The sequence below is a fragment of the Kordiimonas lacus genome (assembly GCF_001550055.1).
Lineage (GTDB): Bacteria > Pseudomonadota > Alphaproteobacteria > Sphingomonadales > Kordiimonadaceae > Kordiimonas > Kordiimonas lacus.
The window spans coordinates 247,750-272,363 of sequence record NZ_LRUA01000004.1 but is presented as its reverse complement, the minus strand read 5'-3'; the positions used below and the strand labels follow the sequence as shown (position 1 = coordinate 272,363).

Below are 24,614 nucleotides of genomic sequence, written 5' to 3'. Positions count from 1 at the left end.
TTATGAGTAACGCAGACCTTTGGGCGCGCCGCGAGGCCGCTGTTGCCCGCGGTGTTGGCACCATGCACGCCCGCTTCACCTCGCACGCCAAGAACGCTGTTCTGTGGGACGTTGAAGGCAATCGCTATATCGATTTCGCCACTGGCATCGCCGTGAACAACACGGGCCACAGCGACCCGCGTATTGTTGAGGCGGTCAAGGACCAGCTCGATAAATTCTCGCACAGCTGCTATCAGGTGAACCCGTATGAGAGCTATATCGCGCTTGCGGAAAAGCTGAATGCGGCAGCCCCCGGCGACACGCCGAAGAAATCGATTTTCCTGACGACCGGCGCAGAAGCCGTTGAAAACGCGGTAAAAATTGCGCGTGCCGCCACTGGCCGCCCCGGCATCATCGCCTTCAAGGGCGGTTTCCATGGCCGTACCATGATGGGCATGGCGCTCACCGGCAAGGTCGCGCCCTACAAGATCGGCTTCGGGCCTTTCCCGTCGGACGTGTTCCACGCGCCCTACCCGATTGACTATCACGGCGTCACAGAAGCAGACAGCCTGAACGCGCTCGACGCCATCTTCAAAGCGGACATCGAACCATCCCGCGTGGCCGCCATTATCCTTGAACCCGTTCAGGGCGAAGGTGGCTTCTATGCCGCGAGCCCATCCTTCATGCAAAGCCTGCGCAGCGTTTGTGACGAGCACGGCATCCTGCTGATCTGTGACGAAATCCAGACCGGGTTCGCCCGCACCGGCAAACTGTTCGCCACTGAGTACAGCGGCGTGGAGCCTGACCTGATGACGGTGGCCAAGGCCATGGCGGGCGGCTTCCCGATCAGCGGCGTGGTGGGCAAGGCCGAAGTGATGGACGCAGCCGCCCCTGGCGGCCTTGGTGGCACCTATGGCGGGTCACCACTTGGCTGTGTCGCAGGCCTCAAGGTGATGGAAATCATCGAACAGGACGACCTGTGCGACCGTGCGAACGAGATTGGTGATCTGTTCAACAAGCGCCTGACCGCGCTGCAGGCAGAGCTGCCGAATGTGATTGGCAATGTGCGCAACCTGGGTGCCATGATCGCCATGGAACTGGTTGAGGACGGCGACGCCAACAAGCCGAACGCGGCCCTCACGGGCGCGCTTGTGAAGGCTGCGGCTGAAAACGGCCTTATTCTCCTGAGCTGCGGGGTGCGCGGCAACGTGATCCGCTTCCTGCCGGCCCTGACAGCGCCAACCGCAGTGCTGGAAGAGGGCCTGGATATCCTCGCAACTACCCTCAAGAACCTGGCTGCTTAATCGCAAGCTCAGCGTTCCCTAACTTGACCCCGAACTGCCGACTTGAACAGTTCGGGGTTTTTGTTTGTCGTGACGTCAAACGAAATCAATATGCTTGTTGAATGGCATTTCGCGCAGGCGCTTCCCCGTGGCCGCAAATATGGCGTTCGCGAGCGCAGGCGCGGCCGGCGGCACGGGCGGTTCACCAATGCCGCGGATCTGGTCAGAATTCTCAAGCCCACGCACAATGATTTCCGGGCATTGATGCAGCCGCATGGCTTCATGGTCATAGAAATTCTGCTGCTCGGCCATGCCGTCGGAATAGGTAATCTCGCAATTCATTGCGTGCCCAAGCCCGAACACCACACCACCCTTGACCAGATTATCGAAATTGACGGGGTCAATCACGCGGCCCACTTCAGCCGCCACATAGACCTTGTCGATCCTGATGCCATCTGGCGTGTTGGTTACCTCAACCACTTCCGCGACCGGCACACCGAAGCTTTCAACGAAGGCTACCCCCCGGCCCCGGGCAGGGCCCAGGTCGCTGCCCCAGTTTGACATTTCGCCCACAGCCTCCAGAACGGCGCGCGCCAGCGGTTCCTGACACATACGGATGCGTTCCTCCAGCGGGTCAGCACCCGCAGCAATGATCAGCTCATCCAGGAAACAGTCAGCAAAGAAACCGTTGGTTGACGCGCCTACAGACCGCCAGCTGCTGACTGGGGCAAGGCCATCTGTTCGGTAGCCCGTCATGCGGAAGTTCGGCAGGGCATAGGGCAAGTTCCATGCCCCAGCGGCAATCTGCCGGTCCGCGCCTGGAGGGGCAACCTGGTTCTGGCGCGGCAGCTGCGACGCCTGCACCGACGGGCTGGCGATACCAAGGTCATAAGCGTCAACACGCCCGTCCTTGACCGCCCCCCGCATCCGCCCCATGGAAATCTGGCGCGGAAAATCATGGGCGAAATCTTCTTCACGGCTATAGGTCAGCTTCACCGGCGTGCCACGCATGGCCATGGCCACTTCTGCAGCGCGCTTGACATGCTCGTCCTCAAGCCGATGGCCAAAACTGCCACCCGCATACTGGTTGTGAAGACGCACCTGATCCGGCTCCACACCCACAATGCCCGCCACATTGGCCTGCACAAAGCGCGGCAACTGGCTCGCAGTCCAGACATCCACGCCGTCGTCCGTGACCAGCACGGTCGCGGAGATCGGCTCAAGCGGCGCGTGGGCCACATAGGGCGCGCGGTACTCGGCTTCCACGACGTCAGCACCTGAAAGCGCCGCTTCAACGTCGCCCTCTTCGCGCCAGACATTGTCGATATGGTCATCATTGAAAGAGCCCGCGAGCAAGTCCCAATGGCCTTCCATCTCGGATGGGTAGCTCACTGGCCCCCATTTATAGTCAATGGCGTTCGCGGCCTGAATGGCGCGCCAGGTATTGTCCGCCACCACGGCGACACCGCCGGTAACCCGCATGATTTTCTTGACCCCGCGCATACCTTCGGCGGCACTTGCATCATAGCTGATCAGTTCCCCACCTTGGCGCGGGTTCAGCTTTACGGTCGCATGCACCATGCCGTCGAACTCAAGGTCGATCCCGTATGTCAGCGTGCCGGTGGATTTGGCCACAATGTCCAGCCGCTGTTGTGGCTTACCGATATAGCGCCACTCATTTGGGTCCCTGAGGGGAACATCGGTGACCGGCTCCAGTTTGGCAGCAGCTGCCGCAAGGTCCTCGTAGGGCACGCGGGTGCCGTCCGGCAGCATCACCGCGCCACCTTCGGTCTTGAGCGCGCTGACCGGCACACCAGATTGCTGTGACGCCGCTTTCTTGAGCGTTTCGCGTGCCACTGCGCCCGCGAGGCGGAGCTTATCGAACGAATCCGGGACAGCGCTTGAACCGCCGGTCACCTGCGCGCCCATCAGTTTGATCACGCCGCCCATCACATCGCGCATGGTCTCTGCTGCGAAACTGTCATCGGTCGACATGAAAGGCACAGCCTCGGTCGCCAGCGCGGTATTATAATAGGCCGGTGCCGGGTCGCCCGGACTTACGTTCACGGCAAGCGGGTCTACATCCAGTTCTTCGGCGATCAGCATGGCCTGCATGGAGCGTACGCCCTGCCCGATGTCTGCGTGCGGCGCGATCAGCGTCACGCCTTCGGCATCAATCTTCACCCAAGGCGTTAGTGCTGCTTCACCATCCTTAAGGTCTTTGAGAAGTGGGTTTGCATGCGGTTTCTTGACCATATAAAAGCCAAAAGCCACCCCGCCGATCACGGCAGCAGAGCCGACAAGGAATGCGCGACGGGTATAGGTCTTGATCTTGCCCATAATTACGCCTCCTGCAGCTTGGCGGCGGCTGATTTCACAGCCTCGCGGATGCGTGGGTAGGTGCCGCAGCGGCACAGGTTGCCAGACATGGCATCATCAATGTCCTGGTCCGTAGGGTTCGGGTTTTCAGCGAGAAGTGACGCAGCCTGCATCACCTGTCCCGACTGACAATAGCCGCACTGGGCCACCTGGTGATCGACCCACGCCTGCTGGACGATATGCAGTGCGCCTGGCGTACCAAGGCCTTCAATCGTCGTAACCTCAACACCCACTGCATCCGCCGCTGGCACCTGGCAAGACCGCATGGCTACGCCGTCAATATGGACCGTGCAGGCACCGCACTGGGCGACGCCGCAACCATATTTCACACCCTTGATGTCAAGCTCGTCCCGAAGCACCCACAGAAGAGGCATATCCTCTTCCACATCAACGTCATATGACGTGCCATTGACTTTAATCTGCATCGTGGGCCTCCCGGAATTATGCTGCGCATTCGCCAACTGTAACAAGAAACTTGCATTCATCAAAAAACATAATCAGAATTATGTTTCTGTTTTATGTTGTATCTGACAGCCGCTTGTCAAGGACGGAACACCGGAAATTGCATTGACGACATGAATGCGATACTCCTGACCGGCGGTGATGTGTGAGGAAGTCTGTGTCGAACAAATGGATGGAAGACCTGGAGTGGAAGAACCCTCCGAAGCAGTCGAGAAGTGAACGCACGCGCGATTCCCTTCTGGATGCCGCCGAGCGCCTGTTCGGAGAACACGGCGCCGACGCCACTTCCGTTACCGATATCGCCAAGGCGTCAGGCTGTTCAATCGGCGCGCTCTACCACCATTTCAAGGACAAGGCGGCGCTGAAGGAAGCGCTGTTCGCCCGCGGGGCACAGCGGATAGAACGCTCGAGCGCCACGGCCCTTGACCCCGCCATCTGGGAAGGGGCAACCATCATTGACATCCTCAAGCGCTATCTTGAGTTCACGCTACAGATCGAACAGGAAAGCCCGGGCTTCAAGACAGCCATCAAGGAAGCCATCAAGGACCGTGCAGACCTATGGCAACAGTTCAGCGCCATCGAGCATAAGCTGTTTGACGGCTTCCGCGCGCTCCTGATGATGCGCACGGGTGAGATTGGCCACCCTGACCCAGAGCTTGCCATCAGATTCATCATCGACCAGTGCAAAGCGATGACCGTGGTGCGCTGCGACCGCACGACCGACTTCGACCAGCTAAGGAATGTACCCGATGCGGTGTTTGTGGATGAGTTCCTGCACTCAGCCAGAGCCTATCTGCAATTGCGCAAATAGATAGGGCGGCCAAAGCCGCCCTTCCCTTACCTGTTAGCGTTTGAACGCCGGCCGCTTGATGAAGCGGCCATCCCCCTTGTTGGTGAACAATTCGCCATTCTTGTAACGCACCCTGCCCTGGCTAATGGTGTGGGACGCAAGGCCCGTCACTTCCATGCCTTCGAAGATGTTGAAATCCACATTCTGCTTGTGGGTTTTGGCGGAAATGGTCTTGGTCGCCTCCGGGTCCCACACCACGATGTCGGCGTCCGCGCCCTCTGCGATCCGGCCCTTCCTGGGGTAGATATTGAAGATACGGGCAGCGTTGGCGCTGGTGGCGCCAACAAATTCTTCCATCGTCAGCTTGCCCGTGCGCACACCGTGGGTCCACAGCACCGCCAGCCGGTCCTCAACGCCTGCCGTACCGTTCGGAATTTTGGTGAAATCATCCTTGCCCATGGCTTTCTGGTCGGCACAGAAACAGCAGTGGTCGGTGGCGGTAGTCTGCAGGTTGCCGGACTGCAGCCCTTTCCACAACGCCTCCTGGTGATGCTTTTCCCGGAATGGCGGCGACATCACGTGGGCTGCGGCATACTCGAAGTCCGGGTGTTTGTAGACGCTGTCGTCAATCAGCAAGTGCCCTGCGAGCGCTTCACCGTAGACACGCTGGCCCGCAAGCCGCGCGCGGATGATTTCATCCAGCGCGTCCTTGGTGGACACATGCACAAGATAAAGCGGCACATCAATGACTTCTGCCAAGCGTGCGGCACGGTTGGCAGCCTCGCCTTCCGCAGCCGGCGGGCGGGAAAGCGGGTGGGCCTCAGGCCCAGTCATGCCCGCTTCCATCAGCTTTTTCTGCAATTGGAACACCAGTTCGCCATTTTCCGCGTGGGCGGTGACGATCGCACCCAGTTCCCGCGCGCGGGTGAAGCTGTTATAGAGCACTTCATCTTCGGCCATGATGGCGCCTTTGTAGGCCATGAAATGCTTGAAGCTGTTGATGCCTTCTTCGTTCACCAGGCGGCCCATGTCTTCGGCCACACCGTCGCCCCACCAGGTGACGGCCACATGGAAGCTATAGTCTGCGCAGGCTTTTTCAGCCCAGCCGCGCCAGGTCTTGTAGGCCTCCATCAGGGGTTCCTGCGGGCTTGGGATCACGAAATCGATGATCATGGTGGTGCCGCCCGCAAGGCCTGCGGCTGTGCCGGTATAAAAGTCCTCCGACGCCACGGTGCCCATGAACGGCAGCTGCATGTGGGTGTGCGGGTCAATCCCGCCGGGCATCACATATTGGCCACCGGCGTCGATCACCTCAGCGCCTGAGGGCACGTCCAGATTTTCGCCGACAGCCTTGATGATCCCGCCCTCGACATACACATCAGCACGCTTGCGTGCATCGGCATTGATAACGGTTCCACCACGAATAAGAAGTGACATAACAGAGTCCCCTTGGGTTATTTTTTAGCGAGCGCGAGATACAGAAGGCCGGCAACAAACAGGCCCACGAACCAGGCGTAGCTATAGAGTGTGTCAAAGATGGCTGGTACGGTGTCCACGGCACCCGCTGCATGCAGGAAGCCCGGCAGGTTCGGCAGAACGCCAACCACAAGCGCAATCAGACCGGCGCTGTTCCAGGCACCGTAGCGGCCTGCATGGGTGAAAAGCGCGTCCTTATCCAGTTCGCATTTGCGGATCAGGAAATAGTCCACGATCAGGATGCCTGCGATGGGCCCCAGAAGCGCCGAATAGCCAATCAGCCAGGTGAACAGGTAGCCGCCCGCGGTTTCCAGAAGCTTCCACGGGAAGATGGCGATGCCTATCCCGGCGGTGATATAGCCGCCCATGGTGAAGCTGATCTTGGATGGGCTGAGGTTTGAGAACCCATACGCCGGGGCCACCACATTGGCGGCCAGGTTGGTGGTGAGCGTGGCGATCACAAGCGCCGCCAGCGCCACAACAACGCCCATGCCGCCCATGCGGCCCGCGAGTACGACCGGGTCCCAGATAGCCTCGCCATAGATGGTCACGGTCGCGCTGGTCACGGCCACGCCGATGAAGGCAAAGAGAGCCATCGGGATCGGCAGGCCAATCGCCTGCCCCAGCATCTGATCCCGCTGTGTTTTGGCAAACCGGGTGAAATCCGGGATGTTGAGCGCCATTGTCGCCCAGAAGCCAACCATCGCCGTAAGCCCGGCGATGAAGGTGCCCATGAACTGGCCTTCCTTGGCGCCGCCCGGGCCGAACTGGCTGGGGGTGGACAGCATGGCGCCAAAGCCGCCCGCCTCGATATAGGCCCACGCCAGAAGCGCAAGGCCCATCAGGATCAGGAAGGGGGCTGCGTAAGTCTCAAGCCAGCGGATGCTTTCCGTACCGTGCTTGATGAAGAACAGATGGATCGCCCAGAAGGCAAGGAAGCTGAGCGTCTGGGCGATATCAATGCCCAGGAACGGCAGTGGCGTGCCGTGGAACATATTGTCCGTCAGGCCGTTGAGGATCACATAGATCGCGCTGCCGCCCACCCATGTCTGGATACCGAACCAGCCGCAGGCCACCAGCCCGCGGGCAAGTGCCGGGATGCGCGCGCCCTTGGTGCCGAAGGCGGAGCGCAGAAGCACTGGGAACGGCACGCCGTGCTTGGCGCCCGCATGACCGATCAGGATCATCGGCACCAGCACAATCACATTACCCAGCAGCACCGTCAGGATCGCCTGCCACCAGGCCATGCCTTCCGATACCAGCCCGGCGGCCAGCATATAGGTGGGCACACAAACGACCATCGCCACCCAAAGGGCGGCGAAGGCTTTCCAGTCCCATGTGCGGGCGGCGGCGTCTGTTGGTGCGAGGTCGGCGTTCCAGAGGTCCGCGTCGTATGACCCGGCCCCGGTTGGCGTTGAGGTTTCGTCGTGCATATCACTCCCCCTTTTCAAGGTCCCCTGTGCATTGCTGCGGCGTCCCCCGATACCGCAGCAAACGGGATGATTATTCCCCTTCTGTCAGGCGGCCATAAGTGCTTGGGCGCCTGTCACGGAAAAACTGCCAGCCGTTCCGGACTTCCTGAACCATGCTCATATCCATGTCATGGATGATCAGTTCGTCCTTGTCGCGGCTGGCTTCTTTCTCAATCTGTCCGCGCGGATTGACGAAATAGCTCTGGCCGTAAAATTCGCCGATGTCCCAAGGCTGTTCGTGCCCAACACGGTTGATCGCCCCGATCCAGCAGCCGTTTGCGGCGGCGGATGCGGGTTGTTCCAGTTTCCAAAGATACTCAGACAGGCCCGCAACAGTGGCGGACGGATTGACGATATACTCGGCCCCGTTCAGTGCCAGCGCACGCCAGCCCTCCGGGAAGTGGCGATCATAACAGATATAGACCCCAAGCTTACAGTATTGCGTTTCAAAAACTGGCCAATTCGATGCGCCGGGCTTGAAGAAGAATTTCTCCCAGAAACCGGCAACCTGCGGGATGTGGGTTTTGCGGTATTTGCCCAGATAGCTGCCGTCGGCATCAATCACGGCGGCGGTGTTATAATAAACGCCCGTCACGTCATCGCGCTCATAGATCGGCACCACGATCACCATTTTGTATTTCGCGGCATATTCCTGCATCAGCTTGGTGGTCGGGCCGTTCGGGATCGGCTCCGCGCTTTCATACCACTTCGCGTCCTGGCTGGGGCAGAAATATGGCTGGGTGAAAACTTCCTGGAAGCATAGCACCTGCACGCCCTTCTCGCCCGCTTCCTCAATCAGCGGAATATGCGCTTCGATCATCGCCTTGCGGATGGTTTCCGGGTCGTTGTCTGTTGAGGACTTGAGCGCCATCTGAATGAGGCCGCCCCGGAGTGTGTTTGTTGAATTCATTGACATAGATAGCCCCCTCTTAGCCCATGCTCGGGAAATTAAACTCTGCGCCTGCGCGAATGCCCGTGGGCCAGCGCGAGGTAACGGTTTTCAGTCGTGTATAAAAATGAACGGCTTCCGGCCCATAGATGCCGTGCGCGCCGAAAATGGATCGCTTCCAGCCACCAAAGCTGTGGTAGGCCACGGGCACTGGAATGGGCACATTTACGCCCACCATGCCCACCTGGATACGGTTGGCGAAATCGCGTGCGGCGTCACCGTCCCGCGTGAAGATGGCGGTACCGTTTCCGTATTCATGCGCGTTGATGAGGTTCACGGCCTCGTCATAGCTTCCTGCCCGCAACACGGATAGCACCGGGCCGAAGATTTCCTCGCGGTAGACGGTCATTTCAGGCGTCACGCGGTCAAGCAGCGTCCCGCCAACCCAGAAACCGCCTTCATATCCCTGAAGCCGGAAGTCGCGGCCATCCACGACCACGTCGGCGCCTTCGCTTTCGCCCTTGTCGATCAGGCCAACAATGCGGTCCTGCGCTTGCTTCGTGATCACCGGGCCCATTTCGGCGTCTGGATCAGTGCTTGGGCCGATCCTGAGCGCCTGCACCTGCGGCGCCAACTTGGCCACCAGCCGGTCGGCAGTTTCCTCACCCACCGGCACGGCAACAGACACGGCCATGCAGCGCTCACCAGCCGAGCCGAAGCCCGCGCCCATCAGTGCGTCAGCCGCTTGGTCAATATCCGCGTCCGGCAGGATGATCATATGGTTCTTGGCGCCGCCCAGCGCCTGCACCCGCTTGCCAGCCGTGCAGCCGCGAGAATAGATATATTCCGCCACAGGCGTTGAGCCCACGAAGCTGACAGCCTGTACGTCCTTATGGTCGAGGATCGCGTCCACCGCGTCCTTGCCGCCATGCACGACATTCAGTACGCCTTCTGGCAACCCGGCTTCCCTGAACAGGTCATAGACCAGGTTCGCGGACGACGGGTCGCGCTCGGACGGCTTCAGCACGAACGTGTTGCCACAGGCCACCGCCATGGGGATCATCCACAAAGGCACCATGGCCGGGAAATTGAAGGGCGTGATACCCGCCACGACCCCGAGCGCCTGGCGTTCGGCACAGCTATCGATCCCGGGGCCGACATCGCGGCTGAAATCACCCTTGAGTTTTTCAGGGATGCCGCAGGCATACTCGACAACTTCGAGTGCCCGCGTCACCTCCCCGAGTGCATCATCGTGGGTCTTGCCGTGTTCCACAGAAATCGTCCGCGCCACCTCATCGCGTCGCGCGTCCAGTATGTCGCGCAGGCGGAACATCACCCGTGCGCGCTTGGCTGGCGGCGTGGCAGACCAAGTTTCAAAAGCGGTTTTGGCGGCGGCAACGGCAGCGTTTACTTCCGCGGCGCCGCCCATGGCGACATCGGCGATCTGTTCGCCCGTCGCCGGGTTATAAACGGGCGCGGTCTGGCCGGATGAACCAGCTGTGGCCGCGCCTTCAATGATATGATTGATCAGTGCCATTTGTCTTTTAATCCAATGACTTGAGGATGTCGCGCAGGGTTCCAAACGCGAAATCAATGTGGGATTTTTCAATAATCAGGGGCGGCGACAGCGCGATGGTGTCGCCCGTTGTGCGGATCAACAGCCCAGCCTCATAGGCCTTCAGGAAGGCTTCAAACGCCCGTGCGGTTGGCTTGCCCGCACGCGGTTCAAGTTCAATCCCGGCAATCAGGCCCATGTTCCGAAGATCGATCACATTCGGCAGGTCCTTCAGGCTATGAACTGCGTCTTCCCAGTAGGGGCTCAGCTCACTGCCGCGGGTCAGCAGGCCCTCTTCCTCGTAAGTATCGAGGGTGCCGAGCGCCGCGGCGCAGGCCATCGGGTTGCCCGAGAATGTATAGCCGTGGAAGAACTCCACCATATTCTCAGGCCCTGTCATGAAGGCGTCATAGATTTTATCCTGCACGAACACCGCGCCCATGGGGATCACACCGTTCGCCAGCGCCTTGGCGGTCGTGACGATGTCGGGCTCGACACCAAAATGGTTCACCGCGAAAGGTGAGCCCAGGCGGCCATAGGCGGTGATCACTTCGTCAAAGATCAGGAGGATGCCGTGCTTGTCACAGATCGCGCGCAGGCGTTCCAGATAGCCCTTGGGTGGCAGGATCACGCCTGCGGACCCCGCGAGCGGCTCCACGATCACGGCTGCTATCGTGGAAGGGTCATGCAATTCGCAGAGCCGCTCCAGGTCGTCGGCCATCTCTGCCCCGTTCGGAGGCTGGCCGTGGGAGAAACGATTGCCTTCAATGCCATGCGTGTGACGCATATGGTCAACGCCAGTCATCAGGCTGCCGAACATTTTGCGGTTGGCGGGCATGCCGCCCACGCTCATGCCGCCGAAGTTCACCCCGTGATAGCCCTTCTCGCGCCCGATCAGCCGCACACGCTGGCCTTCGCCGCGCGCCCGGTGATAGGCGATGGCCATCTTGAGCGCGGTCTCAACTGACTCTGACCCCGAATTGGTGAAGAAGACCTTGTTCAGGTCCCCCGGCATCATGCGCGCAAGGCGACTTGCCAGCTCAAACTGTTTGGGGTGCCCCATCTGGAAGGCGGGCGCATAATCCAGCTCTGCCGCCTGTTTCTGGATGGCTTCGACAATACGCGGCCTGTTGTGGCCTGCGTTGCAGCACCAGAGGCCGGCGATGCCGTCGAGCAGATCCCGCCCGTCCGACAGTTTGAAATACATGCCGTCCGCGCCCACCACCATACGCGGGTTTGCCTTGAACTGGCGATTTGCCGTAAAGGGCATCCAGTAGGCTTCAAGATCGTTCGCTTTCGCGCCAGCGCTTAGTTCACTCATGTCCCCCTCCCCAGGTTGACGTTTGCGACTGTCGGCCCGCTTATTCCGCTGCCTTCATCGGGTTCAGCGGATGTTCGGGCCAGGTCATATAGGGTTTGCCGTTATCGACAGGCCGCATTTCAATGCAATCCGGCACCGGGCAGATCATGGCGCACAGGTTGCAGCCAACACAGTCTTCATCCACCACGGTGAAGCTGCGCCTACCGTCTTCCTTGACGGCATACTCGATCGCCTGGTGGCTTGTGTCCTCGCAGGCGATATGGCAGCGGCCACATTCGATGCACTTATCCGGGTCGATAAAGGCCTTGGTGTCGAAATTCATATTCAAGGCATTCCAGTCCACTGTGTTCTCCACAGCCTTGCCCCGGAAATCCTCAAGCGTTTTGTAGCCCTTCTCATCCATGAAGTTCGAAAGGCCGGCGATCATGTCATCCACGATGCGGAAGCCGTACAGCATGGCGGCAGTGCACACCTGCAGGCCGTTGGCCCCAAGGGCGATGAACTCGGCTGCGTCGCGCCAGTTTTCAATTCCGCCAATAGCCGAAATTTCGAGCCCCTGGGTGTCCGCAGAGCGGGCGATTTCCGCAACCATATTGAGCGCGATCGGCTTGACCGCCGCACCGCAATAGCCGCCATGACTGCCCTTGCCGTCCACGACAGGCGTGGGCGACATGGCGTCTAGGTCCACCGACACGATGGAATTAACCGTATTAATCAGCGACACAGCGTGCGCGCCGCCCTTCTTCGCGGCCTCAGCCGACCACAGGATGTTGGTGATGTTGGGCGTCAGCTTGGTAAAGACCGGCAAGTCTACCGCTTCCCTGATCCAGCGGGTGGTCTGCTCCACCATTTCGGGCACCTGCCCGATGGCGGAGCCCATGCCGCGTTCGCACATGCCGTGCGGGCAGCCAAGGTTCAGTTCAATCCCGTGCACGCCGGAGTTGGCGATCTTGATCGCCAGCTCTTTCCAGGCTTGCTCGTCAATCGGCGCCATCATGGAGCCGATGATCACCCGGTCAGGCCATTCTTTGCGGGTCTGTTCGATCTCCCGCAGGTTCACGTCCAGTGGCCGGTCGGAAATCAGCTCGATATTATTGATGCCAATGATGCCGCGGTCAGCATCCTGATGCACACCGTAACGGCTCGAGACATTCACGACCGGCGGGTCTTCCCCCAGCGTTTTCCATACAACACCACCCCAGCCCGCCTCGAAGGCGCGGACAACATTATAATATTTGTCCGTTGGCGGCGCGGACGCCAGCCAGAAGGGGTTGATGCTATCGATTCCTGCGATCTTGCAGCTTAGGTCAGCCATTATCCCCTCCTATACTTTCAGAAATTCGTCGATGGCGTGAGCGGCCTGCTTGCCGTCCTCGACCGCCTGCACGGTCAGGTCCTCGCCGGACTTGACGCAATCCCCGCCGGCAAACACGCCGGTGAGACTGGTGGCATAGCCGTCCAATACCGACACTTTGCCCGCTGCCAGGTCAAGCCCGTCCAGTGCGCTGCCGTCCAGCTTTTGGCCGATGGCTTTCAAAACCATATCCGTGCGCACCTCGAACGTTTCGCCGGTGCCCACCAGTGTACCATTTTTTTCATCCATTGCGGTGCGTTCGAACACCATGGATGCCACATGGCCATTGCCGTGGATCGCCACAGGCTGGGCCCACAGCTCAACCGTCACACCGTTGGTGCGGGCGAGTTCAATTTCAAAGCCCGTCGCGCTCATGGCCTCTTCGCCACGCCGATAAACCAGCGTGACCTTTTCAGCACCCAGCGCCCGGCTCTGCACGGCAGCATCAATCGCCGTGTTGCCACCACCGATCACCACCACATGCTTGCCGACTTTCATGTGCGCCTTGTTGCTCTCTTGCCTGAGATCTTCAATGAACTGGATGGCATCCAGAACGCCGCCCTTGTCTTCGCCGTCAAGCCCCAGCTTGTTGGTGTCGCCAAGACCCACGCCCAGGAACACTGCACCATAGGTATCGCGAAGTTCACGCAGGCTGATATCCTTGCCAAGCGCCTGACCATGCTTGATCTCGATCCCGCCGACACCCATCAGGAAGTCAACCTCGCGCTGGGCGAAGTCATCGACCATCTTGTAGGCGGCAAGACCATATTCGTTCAGGCCGCCGGACTTTGGCTTGGCTTCAAACACAGTCACATTGTGGCCCAGCATGGCAGCCCGGTGCGCACAGGAAAGCCCGGCAGGCCCCGCACCCACAACAGCAATGCGCTTGCCGCTTTCGGGTGCACGCTTAAACGGGTGTTCGCCACCCTTGGCCATCAGATGATCTACAGCAAAGCGCTGCAAGAGCCCGATCTCGACCGGTTCTTCATCGCCGTGATTGCGCACGCAAGCCTGTTCGCACAGCACTTCCGTGGGGCAGGCACGGGCACAGGTGCCGCCCATGATGTTCTGGCTGAGGATGGTTTTCGCCGCCCCTTCTGTGTTCCGGGTGCGTATCTGATGAATGAAGGTGGGGATGTCGATGGATGTCGGACATGCGGTTATGCACGGCGCGTCATAGCAATAGATACAGTGATCAGCCGCCTGCATTGCCTGCAACTGGCTCAACGGCTTGTGCAGGTCCCCGAAGTTGGCAGCAATCTCATCATCCGACAGGCTAACACCACCTGCCGCACCACAAAGCTTGTGCGTCATAACCACTCCCTAAATTTTCCACTCCCACTTGTACGCTATCTATTCCTGACTATTTGGTCAAGAATAAAAAACATAAAGGATACAGTCACGTAAGCACATTTTCGTGAAGCTGCAGCGACAGAAACAGCCTACTCCCGATCAAGATATACTTGCATAAAAAAACGGGCCCGCAAATGCGAGCCCGTCATGTGCCAAGTTATGGCTGTTGTTTATGCCCTAGAGGCCAAAGCGTTTGGTGAAACGCAGGCCAAACTCGGACCGGTCATTGGACCGGACGACACCCACGAAACCATGGAACGTGTTGTTCAGGCGACCCTGGTCATACACTTCGTTGAAGATGTTTTCGCCATACAGGTCCACATCCCAGGTGCCGTCTTCGCTGGTATAGCGCACGTTGAAGCCAAACAGGCTGCGCGCTTTCAGGAGTTCGGTATCCGAGTTCACCACCTGGCCGAACATATCGTCGCGGTAGCTATAGTCCGCCTGCACTGTCAGCTCACCACCGCCATCAAGCATGGTGCGGTAGCCCGCCAGCACAGACGCCGTCAGCTCAGGCGCCAGCGGCAGCTTGTCACCAACCGCAACACCCAGAACTTCGCCTTCAAGGCTGCGAATTTCTGCATCCAGGTAACCGATGGAGGTATTGATGAACACGCCGCTGTCGAGATTGAGCTTGCTGTCGATCTCGAACCCGCGACCACGCGCCTTGGCGGCGTTGCCCGCACGGGTCACAAAGCCGCCAGCCTGCGGTTCAGACACCTGTACCACAAAGTCGGTATAGTTGGTGGTGAAGGCAGACGCCATCAGAAGCCAGTTGTCTGTTACCTGCCCTTTGAAGCCCACTTCATAGTTCAGCGCCTTCACTTCATCGAACGGGTCGAACTGGGCTTCACCTCCGAACGGACGGGGCGGCAGACCACCTGTCTGATACCCACGCTGCACGGTTGCGTAAACCGACATATTGTCGTTCAGCGCATAGGTCATGTTGGCGTCCCAGGTAACAGCGCTTGTGTCAACTTCCTCGAAGTCGCGTACGCCACCGAAGCTTGGGAACAAGGCGTTCGCCTCTTTCTTGTCTTCAGAATAGCGAAGGCCGCCGCCGATCGTCAGCTTATCGTTCACATGGTAGGAGCCGTTCGCGTAGATGGCGTATGCATCTGTTTCCTGGGCCAGATCGAAGAAGTCACCGTTCGCGATGGTGCCCGGGGTGTCAACCTGTCCATTGAAGGGTGAGAAGTTGAACGGACCTGAGAAGGCACTGCCGTCTTCGTTGAAGTAAAAGAGGCCCGACACCAGATCGAAATTGTCCCACGAACCGTTAATCTGAAGCTCGGCGCTATATTGCTCGGCTTCGCCCTCTTCCGGGAATTCAGACAGATGATAGGCCGTGGCGTCATCATCAAGCCCGCCGGTGTATTCCGTGCGGCGCCAGCTGGCGATAAACTTGGACGTCAGGTTCTCGTTCATGTTCCACTCGGCTGTCATGGAAACACCCAGCGCGTTCGCGGACGTGCTCTCAAGCCCAGGCACAGCGGTGGCGAGGTCATCCGGGTCTGCCGGGAAGTCTGCATCACCCAGTTGCGGCAGTGGGCCACAACAATCGGCTGGTGCACCAATCACTTCAGCGATATAGGGCGACTGGCCCGCTTCATTGTCCATACCGTCAATGGCGAACAGGAGCGAGAATGTGTCACTTGGTTCGATCAAGAGTGCGACGCGGCCATTGAATTCTTTTTCTTCGCCGATTTCAGCTTCCGGGTTCGGCAGGTTCACCGCCTCGCCCACACCGCCACGGTGCTTGAAGCTACCGGTCGCAGACACAGCGATCTTGTCCGACAGGCGCGTGTTGGCATAGAAGCTGCCAGCATAGCGGTCGCGGGTGCCAAGCTGCACATCAACTTCGGCGCCCTCTTCGTCGCCCGGCTTGCGGGTCACGATATTGACGGCACCACCAAGCGTGTTACGGCCATATAGCGTGCCCTGCGGCCCGCGCAGCACTTCGACGCGCTCGATGTTCTTCAGCGTCAGGTTGGAACCCATCTGGCGGCCAAGATACACACCGTCCAGATACACACCAACGCCGGGGTCGGTGGTGATCAGGTGATCCTGGATGCCGATACCGCGAATGAAGATCGCCGCCGCCGCCGTGTTGCCGACACCAAAGCGCGATACATTCAGGTTCGGCACATATTTGCCAACATCATCCATGTTGCTGACATTGAGTGCCTTCAGGGCACTTTCACCGAACACGGAAAGCGCGGTTGGCGTCTCGAAGATGCTTTCTTCGCGCTTCCGGGCGCTCGTGACCATGATTTCCTCAAACTCACCATCGAACACGCTCTGCTCATCCTGGGCGTTCGCGACTGAGCCAACTGACAGCATGGCCAGCGTTGCAGCTGTCGTCATTAAACCGGCAGCATAACGCCGCCCTAACTGGGGTGTTTTCCTCATTTTCATGTTCCTCCCCCGATCAATGTCGGGACTTTCTCTTTATCCGCGCCTAATGCGATCACGGCGCGTTTCTTAATGGGATGCACTAAAGACAAAACAGAGGGACGCTATGAGTTCCTGACTTTCTAGTCAAGAACATAAAAATACAAATTATATGTGTCCCGAAAATGTGATCCGGCGTGATACCGGCCTCACAGGGAAAGCCGCAGTTTCCTGCGGATATAACGACTTCAATCCAGTTAACTTTATGAAAATTCTATGTTTTACCCGAATAGAGAAAAACGACTGTCGCGGGCGGTGGCAGTGATAGCATCAGACAATAGGGCTTGATGTACCACGGCACAGATTTAGCCATTTGCCCGCCAAAGATGTAGGGCTGGCGCGAAATTACACACCACCATGCAATCGTCAGCTTTTTGGGACGGAGGGTGCAGACGACGCCAAAGATGCTATAATCAGCCTTCACCGGTTTCTGGCCCGCACAGGCGCCAGCCTGAATGCCGTACAGGTCGAGGCCCTTCAAGAACAGATGAACATACCGGCTCCACGACCGAGCAACCCAACTGGCGCCGGAAATTGTCTCATCCAATTGAAACAATCTTTGGCCACAAAGCGGTATCAGATATTTTGGCAGCCATCACCGACATACGTGGTGGCCCACACGAATGAAGCGAGAGCGACAGCCATGACCATCAAAATCGTTGAGACCACCCCATTTGACGACCAGAAACCCGGCACCTCGGGCCTTCGGAAGAAGGTCAAGATATTCCAGCAACTAGGCTACATGGAAAACTTTGTCCAGAGTATCTTCGATGCCCTGGGTGGGGTCGAGGGCGTGTCACTAGTGGTGGGTGGCGACGGCCGCTTTTATAATGACGTTGCCATCCAAACGATCCTGAAGATGGCATCTGCGAATGGCGTGGCACGGGTTATTGTCGGCCAGCATGGTTTCCTGTCAACGCCCGCTGCATCCTGTGTGATCCGCAAAGGCGAACATACCGGCGGCATCATCCTGTCGGCCAGCCATAATCCTGGTGGCCCGGACGATGATTTCGGCATCAAATATAATGCCTCAAATGGCGGTCCTGCGGCGGAAAAGATTACAGATGCCATCTACGCCATGACACGGGAAATCAGCGAATATCGCATCATGGACGCGCCGGACATCGACCTTGGCACCCTTGGTGAAACCACCTTGGGGGCCATGACCGTAGAAATCGTGGATCCGGTCGCCGACTATCTGGAACTGATGGAAGACCTGTTTGATTTCGATGCCCTCAAAAGCCTATTCAAGGGCGGTTTCCGCCTATGCTTTGATGCCATGCATGCCGTCACCGGCCCCTATGCCAAAGCCATTTTTGAAGATGTCCTTGGCGCGCCAGCAGGCACGGTAATCAACGCCGAACCAAAACCGGATTTCGGCCGCGGCCACCCGGACCCGAACCCGGTTTATGCCAAACAGCTGTTCGATGTGATGTTTGGCCCGGACGCCCCCAACATGGGTGCGGCGTCAGATGGCGACGGGGACCGCAACATCATACTCGGGCGCAACACCTATGTGGCACCTTCCGACAGCCTGGCTGTACTGGCGGCCAACGCCCAGCTGATACCGGCCTATAATCAAGGCCTCAGGGGTGTCGCCAGGTCCATGCCCACAAGCTGCGCTCTGGACCGAGTAGCTGCTGCAATGAAAATCCCCTGCTTTGAAACACCCACGGGCTGGAAGTATTTCGGCAATCTCTTGGATGCCGGGCGCGCCACGCTGTGCGGCGAGGAAAGCGCGGGCACGGGCTCTGACCACCTGCGCGAAAAGGACGGCATCTGGGCGGTGCTGATGTGGCTCAACATCCTGGCCGAGACCGGCAGCAGCGTGAATGACATACTGACCAGCCACTGGCACAGCTATGGCCGGAACTATTATTCCCGCCACGACTATGAGGCCCTGGATGCGGGCACAGCCCAGGAACTGATTGCCGCCCTGCGCGCGAAGGTTTCTGAACTGCCCGGTGAGCAGTTTAGCGACGAGACGGTCGAGCTTGCGGATGATTTCTCCTACAGCGACCCAGTTGATGGGTCCGTCGCCTCAGCGCAAGGCATCCGAGTGACGTTCAAAAGCGGGGCTCGCGTGGTGTACCGGTTGTCTGGTACCGGCACGGAAGGCGCAACACTAAGGGTCTATATCGAGCGTTTTGTCGCTGGGCCAGACGGCCTTGATGAAGACACCCAGGAAGCACTCGCCCCGCTAATCGCCATCGCCAGGGATCTGGCGGAAATCAGAGAGCGTACCGGCCGCGCCGAGCCATCCGTCATCTCTTAAGTCTTCTCACCAGAAACCGAAAAAGCCTCGCGTCTGACGCGGGGCTTTTTTTGTGCCGGCAACACAGCCACCAGAGCACCCCACAAAAGTATCTTTTAAATTCAGATACTTACAGATGCATACTTGACGACAGAAACACTGTATGCACTGTACTATTACACATAGTACAGTTGATTCGAGGACCTATGACTGGCGTGACCAACTTGAGCATCCAGATCGTGACAGGCGACAGCCGACCGATCTTCAAACAGATTGTCGATGGCATCCGTATGGAGGTGGCCAAAGGCAGCCTGCCGCCGGGTGCGAAGCTACCAAGCGTTCGCGGACTGGCGATGCAACTGATGATCAACGCCAACACGGTTGCCAAGGCATATGGCGAGCTTACAGCCCTTGGGTTGGTGGAAGCCCGACAAGGGCTGGGGCTTTTTGTCACCGAGCCGAGACAACTGTTGAGTGATGAGGAACAGCAAAAGCGGCTGGATGCAGCCGTTGGCGCGTTCATCAATGAAGTAGCGTACCTGAGTTACGACAGCGAGCACATAATCAAGGCAGTTCAGGACGCCCTTACAAGCCTTGGCGGCAAAGCCGGGAAAAACAGCGACGAAGGATAGAGAGAGTATGAACCACTGTATTCAAACCGAAGGGCTGACAAAGCGGTATGGCAAGAAAACAGCCCTCAAGGATTTCACGCTGGCCATCGGCCAGGGCGGCATTCACGCCATAGTTGGCTCTAACGGGGCGGGGAAATCCACCCTGTTTCGTATCCTTTTGGGCGTCACAACTGCCACAAGCGGCATCGCCCGCCTACTGGGCGAGGACAGTCGCGATCTCTCGCCTGGCACGCGTGGTCGCGTTGGTTATGTGAATGAAGAACACACGCTGCCATTGTGGATGAAAGCACAGCAGATCACCGATCAGCAGCGCAGCTTCTACCCGGGCTGGAACCAGTCGATTTACGAGCAGGTGATTGGCTATTTCGACGTGGACCCTGGCCAGAAGATTTCCGGCCTGTCCCGCGGAGAGCGCGCCGGGCTTAACCTTTCCATGGCGCTGGCGCAGTCGCCTGACGTCCTTATTCTGGACGAACCAACGCTGGGCCTGGATGTAGTGGCGCGGCAGAGTTTTCTCGAAGCCCTGATGTTCACAGAAACAGAGGCCAACACCACAATCATCTATTGCTCGCATCAGATGGAAGAGATCGAGCGGGTCGCGGACCAGCTGATCATTATGGAAAAAGGGACACTTCAAAATAACAGCAGCCCGGACGCCTTTGTTGAGCGCATTTCCTACTGGATCGGCGACTTCGCAAATGGATTGCCTGCGAAAGGCGCCCTGCCTGGTTTCCTGACCTCCCGCACCATTGATGGGCAGCACCATATATTGGTCGCCGACCAAGGTGAAGAGTTTGGCCAGGTTCTGAAGAACAACGGGGCAAAGGCAGTCGCCAAAGCCCCGGTCAACCTGGAACGCGCCGTTAACGCCTTCCTGACCAAAAACCATAATACACCCGACAGCCGAGTATAGGACCTGAGCATGTTACAGATTTTCAAAAGCGAATTTCAGCGCTACCGCCTGTGGGCCATTCTGGCAACGGTGGGCCTCCTGGCCATCTACGTCTTCGTGGCGAAGCTTATGCCCTTCCTACAGGGCAATTCACCCTTCAAGTCCATGCTGTATCTGGGGTTGTTGCCACTTTCGGCCCTCTTCGGCTTTGTCCAGATGATGCTTCATCGGCGCACCAACCACTGGACCTACCTGATCCACCGGCCGCTGGCGCCACGGAATATCTATTTCGGCCTGGCGCTTGCCGGCGCAGCTGTCGTGTCCATGGTTGTTCTGGTTCCGTGGTTTATCATGGTAGGCGGGATGGATGCTTTCTCCGGTTCGGTAGTTGATACGCGCCACTATGGCTATGGCTTTTTCCTGCTATTTTGCTCGCTTGCAGCCTATTTCGTTGGCACTCTTGCAGCCATCAGCGCCAACAAAGGCGCCATTCTGCTGGCCATTTTCCTGAACTGGATGATGACCACGGAGCCCGAGAGCACATTCCTGCAGTTCTTCCCGATGCTGGTCATACTGGGGATCCTTGTGACGCTGAATGTTGTCAGTTTCAAACCGGACCTGAGTACCCATGAACGTCGCCCCTGGGCAATTACGCTTACGGTCTTTCCTATGACCTATGCCCTTCTGTTTGGCCTGTCCCTGTTCACAACGGTTTATTACCACGTTCCCAAATTCATCATGGGCACGCACCCCGACCTTAACCCGGTAGAAGGGACAGTCTCCTATATGTGGGAACTGGGCCCCGCAGAACAGGTGGCTTACGCCCTTGAGGGCAGCAGCCATCCCAAAACGGACTATTACATCAAGCAGGCTGAGCTTGCGGACATGGCCTATCTGGACAGTCGCGAGTGGTCATACCCGACAGAAGACCAGCTTCATACGCTGGATATTCAGCATGCGCTTGCCCCCACGGGCACGAACAGCATATGGAAGTTCGCCCATGACGAGATGCTGATGATCGGCATGTCGGAAGCAACCAGAAAGCCCATCGGTGCCATTGGGGTAAACGGCTTTATCGACGATGCCTCACTTGCCACGGCAGCGGATCGATTTCAGGCAGTGCCCGTGATGGTTGGCAAGAAGTTCCTGATGACCAATAACCGCATGTACCAGCTGGATTTCGCTGAGCGCAGCATGGATATCAAGCACGAACTGCCCGCAGGCGAACGCTATGTCGCCAAGCCGCAAATCCGGGACGACTATGTCGCGATCCTGACAGACAAGCGCACATTGCTGTTTGACCCTAAAGTGCTGCGCGATGGATTTGACAGGGCCGTACCGGAATACAGCATCGATCACCCAGCCTCACTAAGCAGCTTCCATTTTGTTGACACATACAGGTTGGTGGACGGTTATCTGATGCTGTATCGGGGGAACCATTTCTTTGGCTTCAACAAACCCGGGTCAGCCGTCGTCCATGCAAAACTTGGCGGCGCGGCGGAAACCATTCACGAGCGGCATTATGAGCTGAAACGCCACCCAAGCTGGATCCAGTATCATTTCGAGATGATGTCCCCGGCCATGGTTCTGATTGATCACCTGTACCGGTCAAAACTGATGAACAGTCGCATTGACAATATCAGGCCCGATGGTGACCTGGTCCTGAATGCGCTTCTCGGCAGGCAGCATCCACCTCTTATCTACTGGATGGCTGGCATTTTGATGACCGTCTCTGCCGCCGCTGCCTTGATCATGAGCCGCAAGCATGGGCTTGGCCGCGCACAGACTGCAACATGGGTGGCACTGTGCGCCATATTCAGCCTGCCAGCGCTGATCTCATTCTTCCTGATGAACCCATGGCGGACCAATCCGAAACAGGCCTAGCCCCAGGCCGGGAGGGGCTGGCCCATGCCCCTCCCCTGCAGTTAACGACAGCAAAAGATAGTGGATACAACAATGACGCCTTTTCAATTGAAAGCGCGCATTCAGGTGACGTGCGCCCTGATGCTTGCTGCAGCCAGCCTGTTCGCCGCCCCGGCGCCTGTTGCTGCCGACACCCTGGATGATGCGATCCAAACCGCCAAAGCCCAATCCGAAGCCCCGCTTCTGTCCCGGTCGCTGATGCTGAAGAACCGCCAGATCGACTATGTCCGACTGTCGCCGAGCGGCGCCTTTCTGGCATACAGCCTGAAGCATGGCAGGCACATGGAACTCTGGCTTTATGACGTCGTCGGCGAAACCCACCAGAGGCTGTTCGCAAGCGAGCTTGTAGACCAGATTTTCTGGTCTACCGACAGCCGTTATCTGTTTCTGGAATCATCACAAGGGGTGGCCGCCGTATCCATGGGAACACCCGATACACCGGCCTTTATCCTCAACCTGGATAGCGACAGCGATGAGCTACTATACAGGGTCGACCCAAGCCAGCCCCATGCGGTGATTGTATCAAAGGCAGCGACAGATGGCGGGCATGATTTCTTCCGCCTGCTTCCGGACAGTACGAAAGAGCTATTGTTTCAGTCATCCACTTTCGTCGGCGATGTCCTGCCCGGCAATGACGGGGTGTATTTCGCGGTGCGCATCGCAGGAGATGGCCTGGAGCTTGTTCGTATCCAAGGGGATACCGCCAAGCGCCTGCAGACGTGCAGTTTGGATGACCGCTGCAAACTGATTGCCCACGACCAAGCAACGGACAGCCTGCTTGTGCAGGGCACATTCGGCCAGAACCTCACAGGCCTTTACCGAATGGACGCTACAGATGGCACGGTCAACCGCCTGCACCAGGACCCCGGGGGAATGTTTGACATCAAATGGGTCATTAAGGACACCGAGAACCAGCCACGTGCCGCCGGCTATCTGGACGACCACATTAGCTTCTATGGCCTCGACGCTGGTGCCCAACAGGCAATTGCCAAAATCGAAGCGGAACTCGGGGCAGACCAGTTGATGCTGCGCGCCAGCGATGACCTCACCCGCTGGGTGGCCGTGGATGACGGCATCCGGCCACCCAAAATCGCCCTTTATGACCGCATGGCCGACAACTTCACCTATCCCATGGAGCATATAACAGCCGAGGACCGCGCCCTGCTGCAGTCCAGCGCCGCCATCCGTGTTCCCATCTGGTACAGCGTCAGTGACGGCATGCGCCAGCAAGGCTATGTGACCCTGCCCCGCGGCAAGAACCCTGCCGATGCGCCGCTTGTGGTCGTGCCCCATGGCGGTCCGTGGGGCCGGGTTGACGGCACCTATGACACCCGCGCCCAATTCCTGGCAAATCGCGGCTATGCTGTATTTGAGCCCAACTTCCGGGCCTCCACCGGCTTTGGCAAGCAGTATACGCTCAGCGCTAACCGTGATTTCGGCGATGGTCGCGTGCAGCAGGATATCATCGACGGCATGGAATATGTTTTATCCCGCGGTATCGGCGACCGGACCAGACTGGGCATATTCGGCCATTCCTTTGGTGGCTTCTCTGTGCTTGGGGCGATGGCCTTCACCCCCGAAACCTTCCGGGTGGGCATTGCTGGAGCACCCCCTGTCGATCTATCCAAAGCCATCAAATATTTCACTAACATGGATCGGTCACCGGCCTTTGCGCTGCGCCTGAAGCGTTTCAAGAAATTGACGGTAGACCTGAATGATCCAGCAGACGTGAGGCGCATTCAGTCCCAGTCGCCGGATGCACACTGGCAAAAGATCTCACGCCCCCTCTATATCTGGGCCGGGGAGAAGGACCCGAAGGTCTCTGTGTTGAATGTGCGGGACTATGTGCTGCGGCTTCAAGGCAACACCCAGCCTGTTTCCTACCTGGAAGAGCCACGCGCAGGCCATAGCCCGAACAGCGCGCTTGCGATGGAAGCCTATTTCTACATGGTCGAAAAAGCATTGGCCGATCATCTGGGGGGCCGCCTTGAGATCGGCGGTGGCCAAAAGCTGAAGCGGCACCTGAAACGGGTTTTACTGATTGACGAAAACGCCCTGACAGAATGAAGGTCGATGCCTCCTGCCCAAAAAAAATGGGTCCGCGCGGTGCGGACCCGAGTGCCCCATAATAAGGCTGAGAGGTTAA

18 protein-coding genes are annotated in these 24,614 nt (G+C 58.4%); 7 read left to right on the top strand and 11 right to left on the bottom strand.

Annotated elements, in window-relative coordinates:
• The first annotated feature begins 2 nt into the window (after positions 1-2).
• Positions 3-1,283: a 4-aminobutyrate--2-oxoglutarate transaminase gene (gene gabT / locus KORLAC_RS07860; protein ID WP_068305184.1), complete on the top strand. Its 1,281-nt coding sequence runs from the start codon at positions 3-5 to the stop codon at positions 1,281-1,283.
• A 75-nt stretch (positions 1,284-1,358) separates the two neighbouring features.
• Here gabT and KORLAC_RS07855 read toward each other — a convergent pair whose 3' ends face one another.
• Both KORLAC_RS07855 and KORLAC_RS07850 read right to left on the bottom strand, forming a co-directional pair.
• Entirely contained in the window at positions 1,359-3,602 is a 2,244-nt protein-coding gene (locus KORLAC_RS07855) for a xanthine dehydrogenase family protein molybdopterin-binding subunit (protein ID WP_068305182.1), read from the bottom strand.
• 2 nt (positions 3,603-3,604) lie between these two features.
• Complete coding sequence (locus KORLAC_RS07850; RefSeq protein ID WP_068305178.1) at positions 3,605-4,066, bottom strand: (2Fe-2S)-binding protein; 462 nt, start codon at positions 4,064-4,066, stop codon at positions 3,605-3,607.
• Between the two features lie 194 nt (positions 4,067-4,260).
• Here KORLAC_RS07850 and KORLAC_RS07845 point away from each other — a divergent pair, with 194 nt between their 5' ends.
• Positions 4,261-4,914, top strand: coding sequence for a TetR/AcrR family transcriptional regulator (locus KORLAC_RS07845; RefSeq protein WP_139167654.1), 654 nt, complete (start codon positions 4,261-4,263; stop codon positions 4,912-4,914).
• Positions 4,915-4,947: 33 nt separating this feature from the next.
• Here KORLAC_RS07845 and hydA read toward each other — a convergent pair whose 3' ends face one another.
• From hydA to KORLAC_RS07800, 9 genes are all read right to left on the bottom strand, one after another.
• Positions 4,948-6,330 carry a dihydropyrimidinase gene (gene hydA / locus KORLAC_RS07840; RefSeq protein ID WP_068305174.1) on the bottom strand — a complete coding sequence of 461 codons (1,383 nt, stop codon included), beginning with the start codon at positions 6,328-6,330 and terminating at the stop codon, positions 4,948-4,950.
• Positions 6,331-6,347: 17 nt separating this feature from the next.
• On the bottom strand, positions 6,348-7,802 hold the full coding sequence (locus KORLAC_RS07835; protein WP_068305172.1) for an NCS1 family nucleobase:cation symporter-1: 1,455 nt from the start codon (positions 7,800-7,802) through the stop codon (positions 6,348-6,350).
• 70 nt (positions 7,803-7,872) lie between these two features.
• The gene (locus tag KORLAC_RS07830) at positions 7,873-8,751 is read right to left on the bottom strand and encodes a nitrilase-related carbon-nitrogen hydrolase (RefSeq protein WP_068305284.1); all 879 of its coding nucleotides are present in this window, start codon (positions 8,749-8,751) and stop codon (positions 7,873-7,875) included.
• A gap of 19 nt (positions 8,752-8,770) precedes the next feature.
• Entirely contained in the window at positions 8,771-10,267 is a 1,497-nt protein-coding gene (locus tag KORLAC_RS07825; RefSeq protein ID WP_068305170.1) for a CoA-acylating methylmalonate-semialdehyde dehydrogenase, read from the bottom strand.
• Positions 10,268-10,274: 7 nt separating this feature from the next.
• Positions 10,275-11,606 carry an omega-aminotransferase AptA gene (gene aptA, locus KORLAC_RS07820; RefSeq protein ID WP_068305168.1) on the bottom strand — a complete coding sequence of 444 codons (1,332 nt, stop codon included), beginning with the start codon at positions 11,604-11,606 and terminating at the stop codon, positions 10,275-10,277.
• A gap of 40 nt (positions 11,607-11,646) precedes the next feature.
• On the bottom strand, positions 11,647-12,921 hold the full coding sequence (preA, locus tag KORLAC_RS07815; RefSeq protein WP_068305166.1) for an NAD-dependent dihydropyrimidine dehydrogenase subunit PreA: 1,275 nt from the start codon (positions 12,919-12,921) through the stop codon (positions 11,647-11,649).
• A 9-nt stretch (positions 12,922-12,930) separates the two neighbouring features.
• Positions 12,931-14,274, bottom strand: a complete 1,344-nt coding sequence (locus KORLAC_RS07810) for an NAD(P)-dependent oxidoreductase (RefSeq protein WP_068305164.1) — start codon at positions 14,272-14,274, stop codon at positions 12,931-12,933.
• A gap of 216 nt (positions 14,275-14,490) precedes the next feature.
• On the bottom strand, positions 14,491-16,731 hold the full coding sequence (locus tag KORLAC_RS07805; RefSeq protein ID WP_206594878.1) for a TonB-dependent receptor: 2,241 nt from the start codon (positions 16,729-16,731) through the stop codon (positions 14,491-14,493).
• A 250-nt stretch (positions 16,732-16,981) separates the two neighbouring features.
• Positions 16,982-17,314 (bottom strand): hypothetical protein, encoded by a 333-nt coding sequence (locus KORLAC_RS07800; RefSeq protein ID WP_068305160.1) that lies wholly within the window; start codon positions 17,312-17,314, stop codon positions 16,982-16,984.
• A gap of 96 nt (positions 17,315-17,410) precedes the next feature.
• Here KORLAC_RS07800 and KORLAC_RS07795 point away from each other — a divergent pair, with 96 nt between their 5' ends.
• The 5 genes from KORLAC_RS07795 to KORLAC_RS07775 all read left to right on the top strand — a co-directional run bounded on the left by KORLAC_RS07795 (position 17,411) and on the right by KORLAC_RS07775 (position 24,535).
• Positions 17,411-19,042 (top strand): alpha-D-glucose phosphate-specific phosphoglucomutase, encoded by a 1,632-nt coding sequence (locus KORLAC_RS07795; protein ID WP_068305158.1) that lies wholly within the window; start codon positions 17,411-17,413, stop codon positions 19,040-19,042.
• 185 nt (positions 19,043-19,227) lie between these two features.
• Positions 19,228-19,653 carry a GntR family transcriptional regulator gene (locus tag KORLAC_RS07790; RefSeq protein ID WP_068305156.1) on the top strand — a complete coding sequence of 142 codons (426 nt, stop codon included), beginning with the start codon at positions 19,228-19,230 and terminating at the stop codon, positions 19,651-19,653.
• A 7-nt stretch (positions 19,654-19,660) separates the two neighbouring features.
• Entirely contained in the window at positions 19,661-20,566 is a 906-nt protein-coding gene (locus KORLAC_RS07785; protein ID WP_068305155.1) for an ABC transporter ATP-binding protein, read from the top strand.
• Between the two features lie 9 nt (positions 20,567-20,575).
• Positions 20,576-22,429 carry an MFS transporter gene (locus KORLAC_RS07780; protein WP_068305153.1) on the top strand — a complete coding sequence of 618 codons (1,854 nt, stop codon included), beginning with the start codon at positions 20,576-20,578 and terminating at the stop codon, positions 22,427-22,429.
• Between the two features lie 72 nt (positions 22,430-22,501).
• Positions 22,502-24,535 (top strand): S9 family peptidase, encoded by a 2,034-nt coding sequence (locus tag KORLAC_RS07775; RefSeq protein WP_068305151.1) that lies wholly within the window; start codon positions 22,502-22,504, stop codon positions 24,533-24,535.
• Positions 24,536-24,614: the final 79 nt, after the last annotated feature.

Bases quoted from the DNA above. Each gene is read 5' to 3' on its own strand.
- KORLAC_RS07855 (WP_068305182.1), bottom strand. From the start codon at position 3,602: ATGGGCAAGATCAAGACCTATACCCGTCGCGCATTCCTTGTCGGCTCT.
- KORLAC_RS07835 (WP_068305172.1), bottom strand. From the start codon at position 7,802: ATGCACGACGAAACCTCAACGCCAACCGGGGCCGGGTCATACGACGCG.
- KORLAC_RS07805 (WP_206594878.1), bottom strand. From the start codon at position 16,731: ATGAAAATGAGGAAAACACCCCAGTTAGGGCGGCGTTATGCTGCCGGT.
- KORLAC_RS07795 (WP_068305158.1), top strand. From the start codon at position 17,411: ATGACCATCAAAATCGTTGAGACCACCCCATTTGACGACCAGAAACCC.
- aptA (WP_068305168.1), bottom strand. From the start codon at position 11,606: ATGAGTGAACTAAGCGCTGGCGCGAAAGCGAACGATCTTGAAGCCTAC.
- KORLAC_RS07830 (WP_068305284.1), bottom strand. From the start codon at position 8,751: ATGAATTCAACAAACACACTCCGGGGCGGCCTCATTCAGATGGCGCTC.
- KORLAC_RS07790 (WP_068305156.1), top strand. From the start codon at position 19,228: ATGACTGGCGTGACCAACTTGAGCATCCAGATCGTGACAGGCGACAGC.
- KORLAC_RS07785 (WP_068305155.1), top strand. From the start codon at position 19,661: ATGAACCACTGTATTCAAACCGAAGGGCTGACAAAGCGGTATGGCAAG.
- preA (WP_068305166.1), bottom strand. From the start codon at position 12,921: ATGGCTGACCTAAGCTGCAAGATCGCAGGAATCGATAGCATCAACCCC.
- KORLAC_RS07850 (WP_068305178.1), bottom strand. From the start codon at position 4,066: ATGCAGATTAAAGTCAATGGCACGTCATATGACGTTGATGTGGAAGAG.
- KORLAC_RS07775 (WP_068305151.1), top strand. From the start codon at position 22,502: ATGACGCCTTTTCAATTGAAAGCGCGCATTCAGGTGACGTGCGCCCTG.
- KORLAC_RS07825 (WP_068305170.1), bottom strand. From the start codon at position 10,267: ATGGCACTGATCAATCATATCATTGAAGGCGCGGCCACAGCTGGTTCA.
- KORLAC_RS07810 (WP_068305164.1), bottom strand. From the start codon at position 14,274: ATGACGCACAAGCTTTGTGGTGCGGCAGGTGGTGTTAGCCTGTCGGAT.
- hydA (WP_068305174.1), bottom strand. From the start codon at position 6,330: ATGTCACTTCTTATTCGTGGTGGAACCGTTATCAATGCCGATGCACGC.
- KORLAC_RS07780 (WP_068305153.1), top strand. From the start codon at position 20,576: ATGTTACAGATTTTCAAAAGCGAATTTCAGCGCTACCGCCTGTGGGCC.
- gabT (WP_068305184.1), top strand. From the start codon at position 3: ATGAGTAACGCAGACCTTTGGGCGCGCCGCGAGGCCGCTGTTGCCCGC.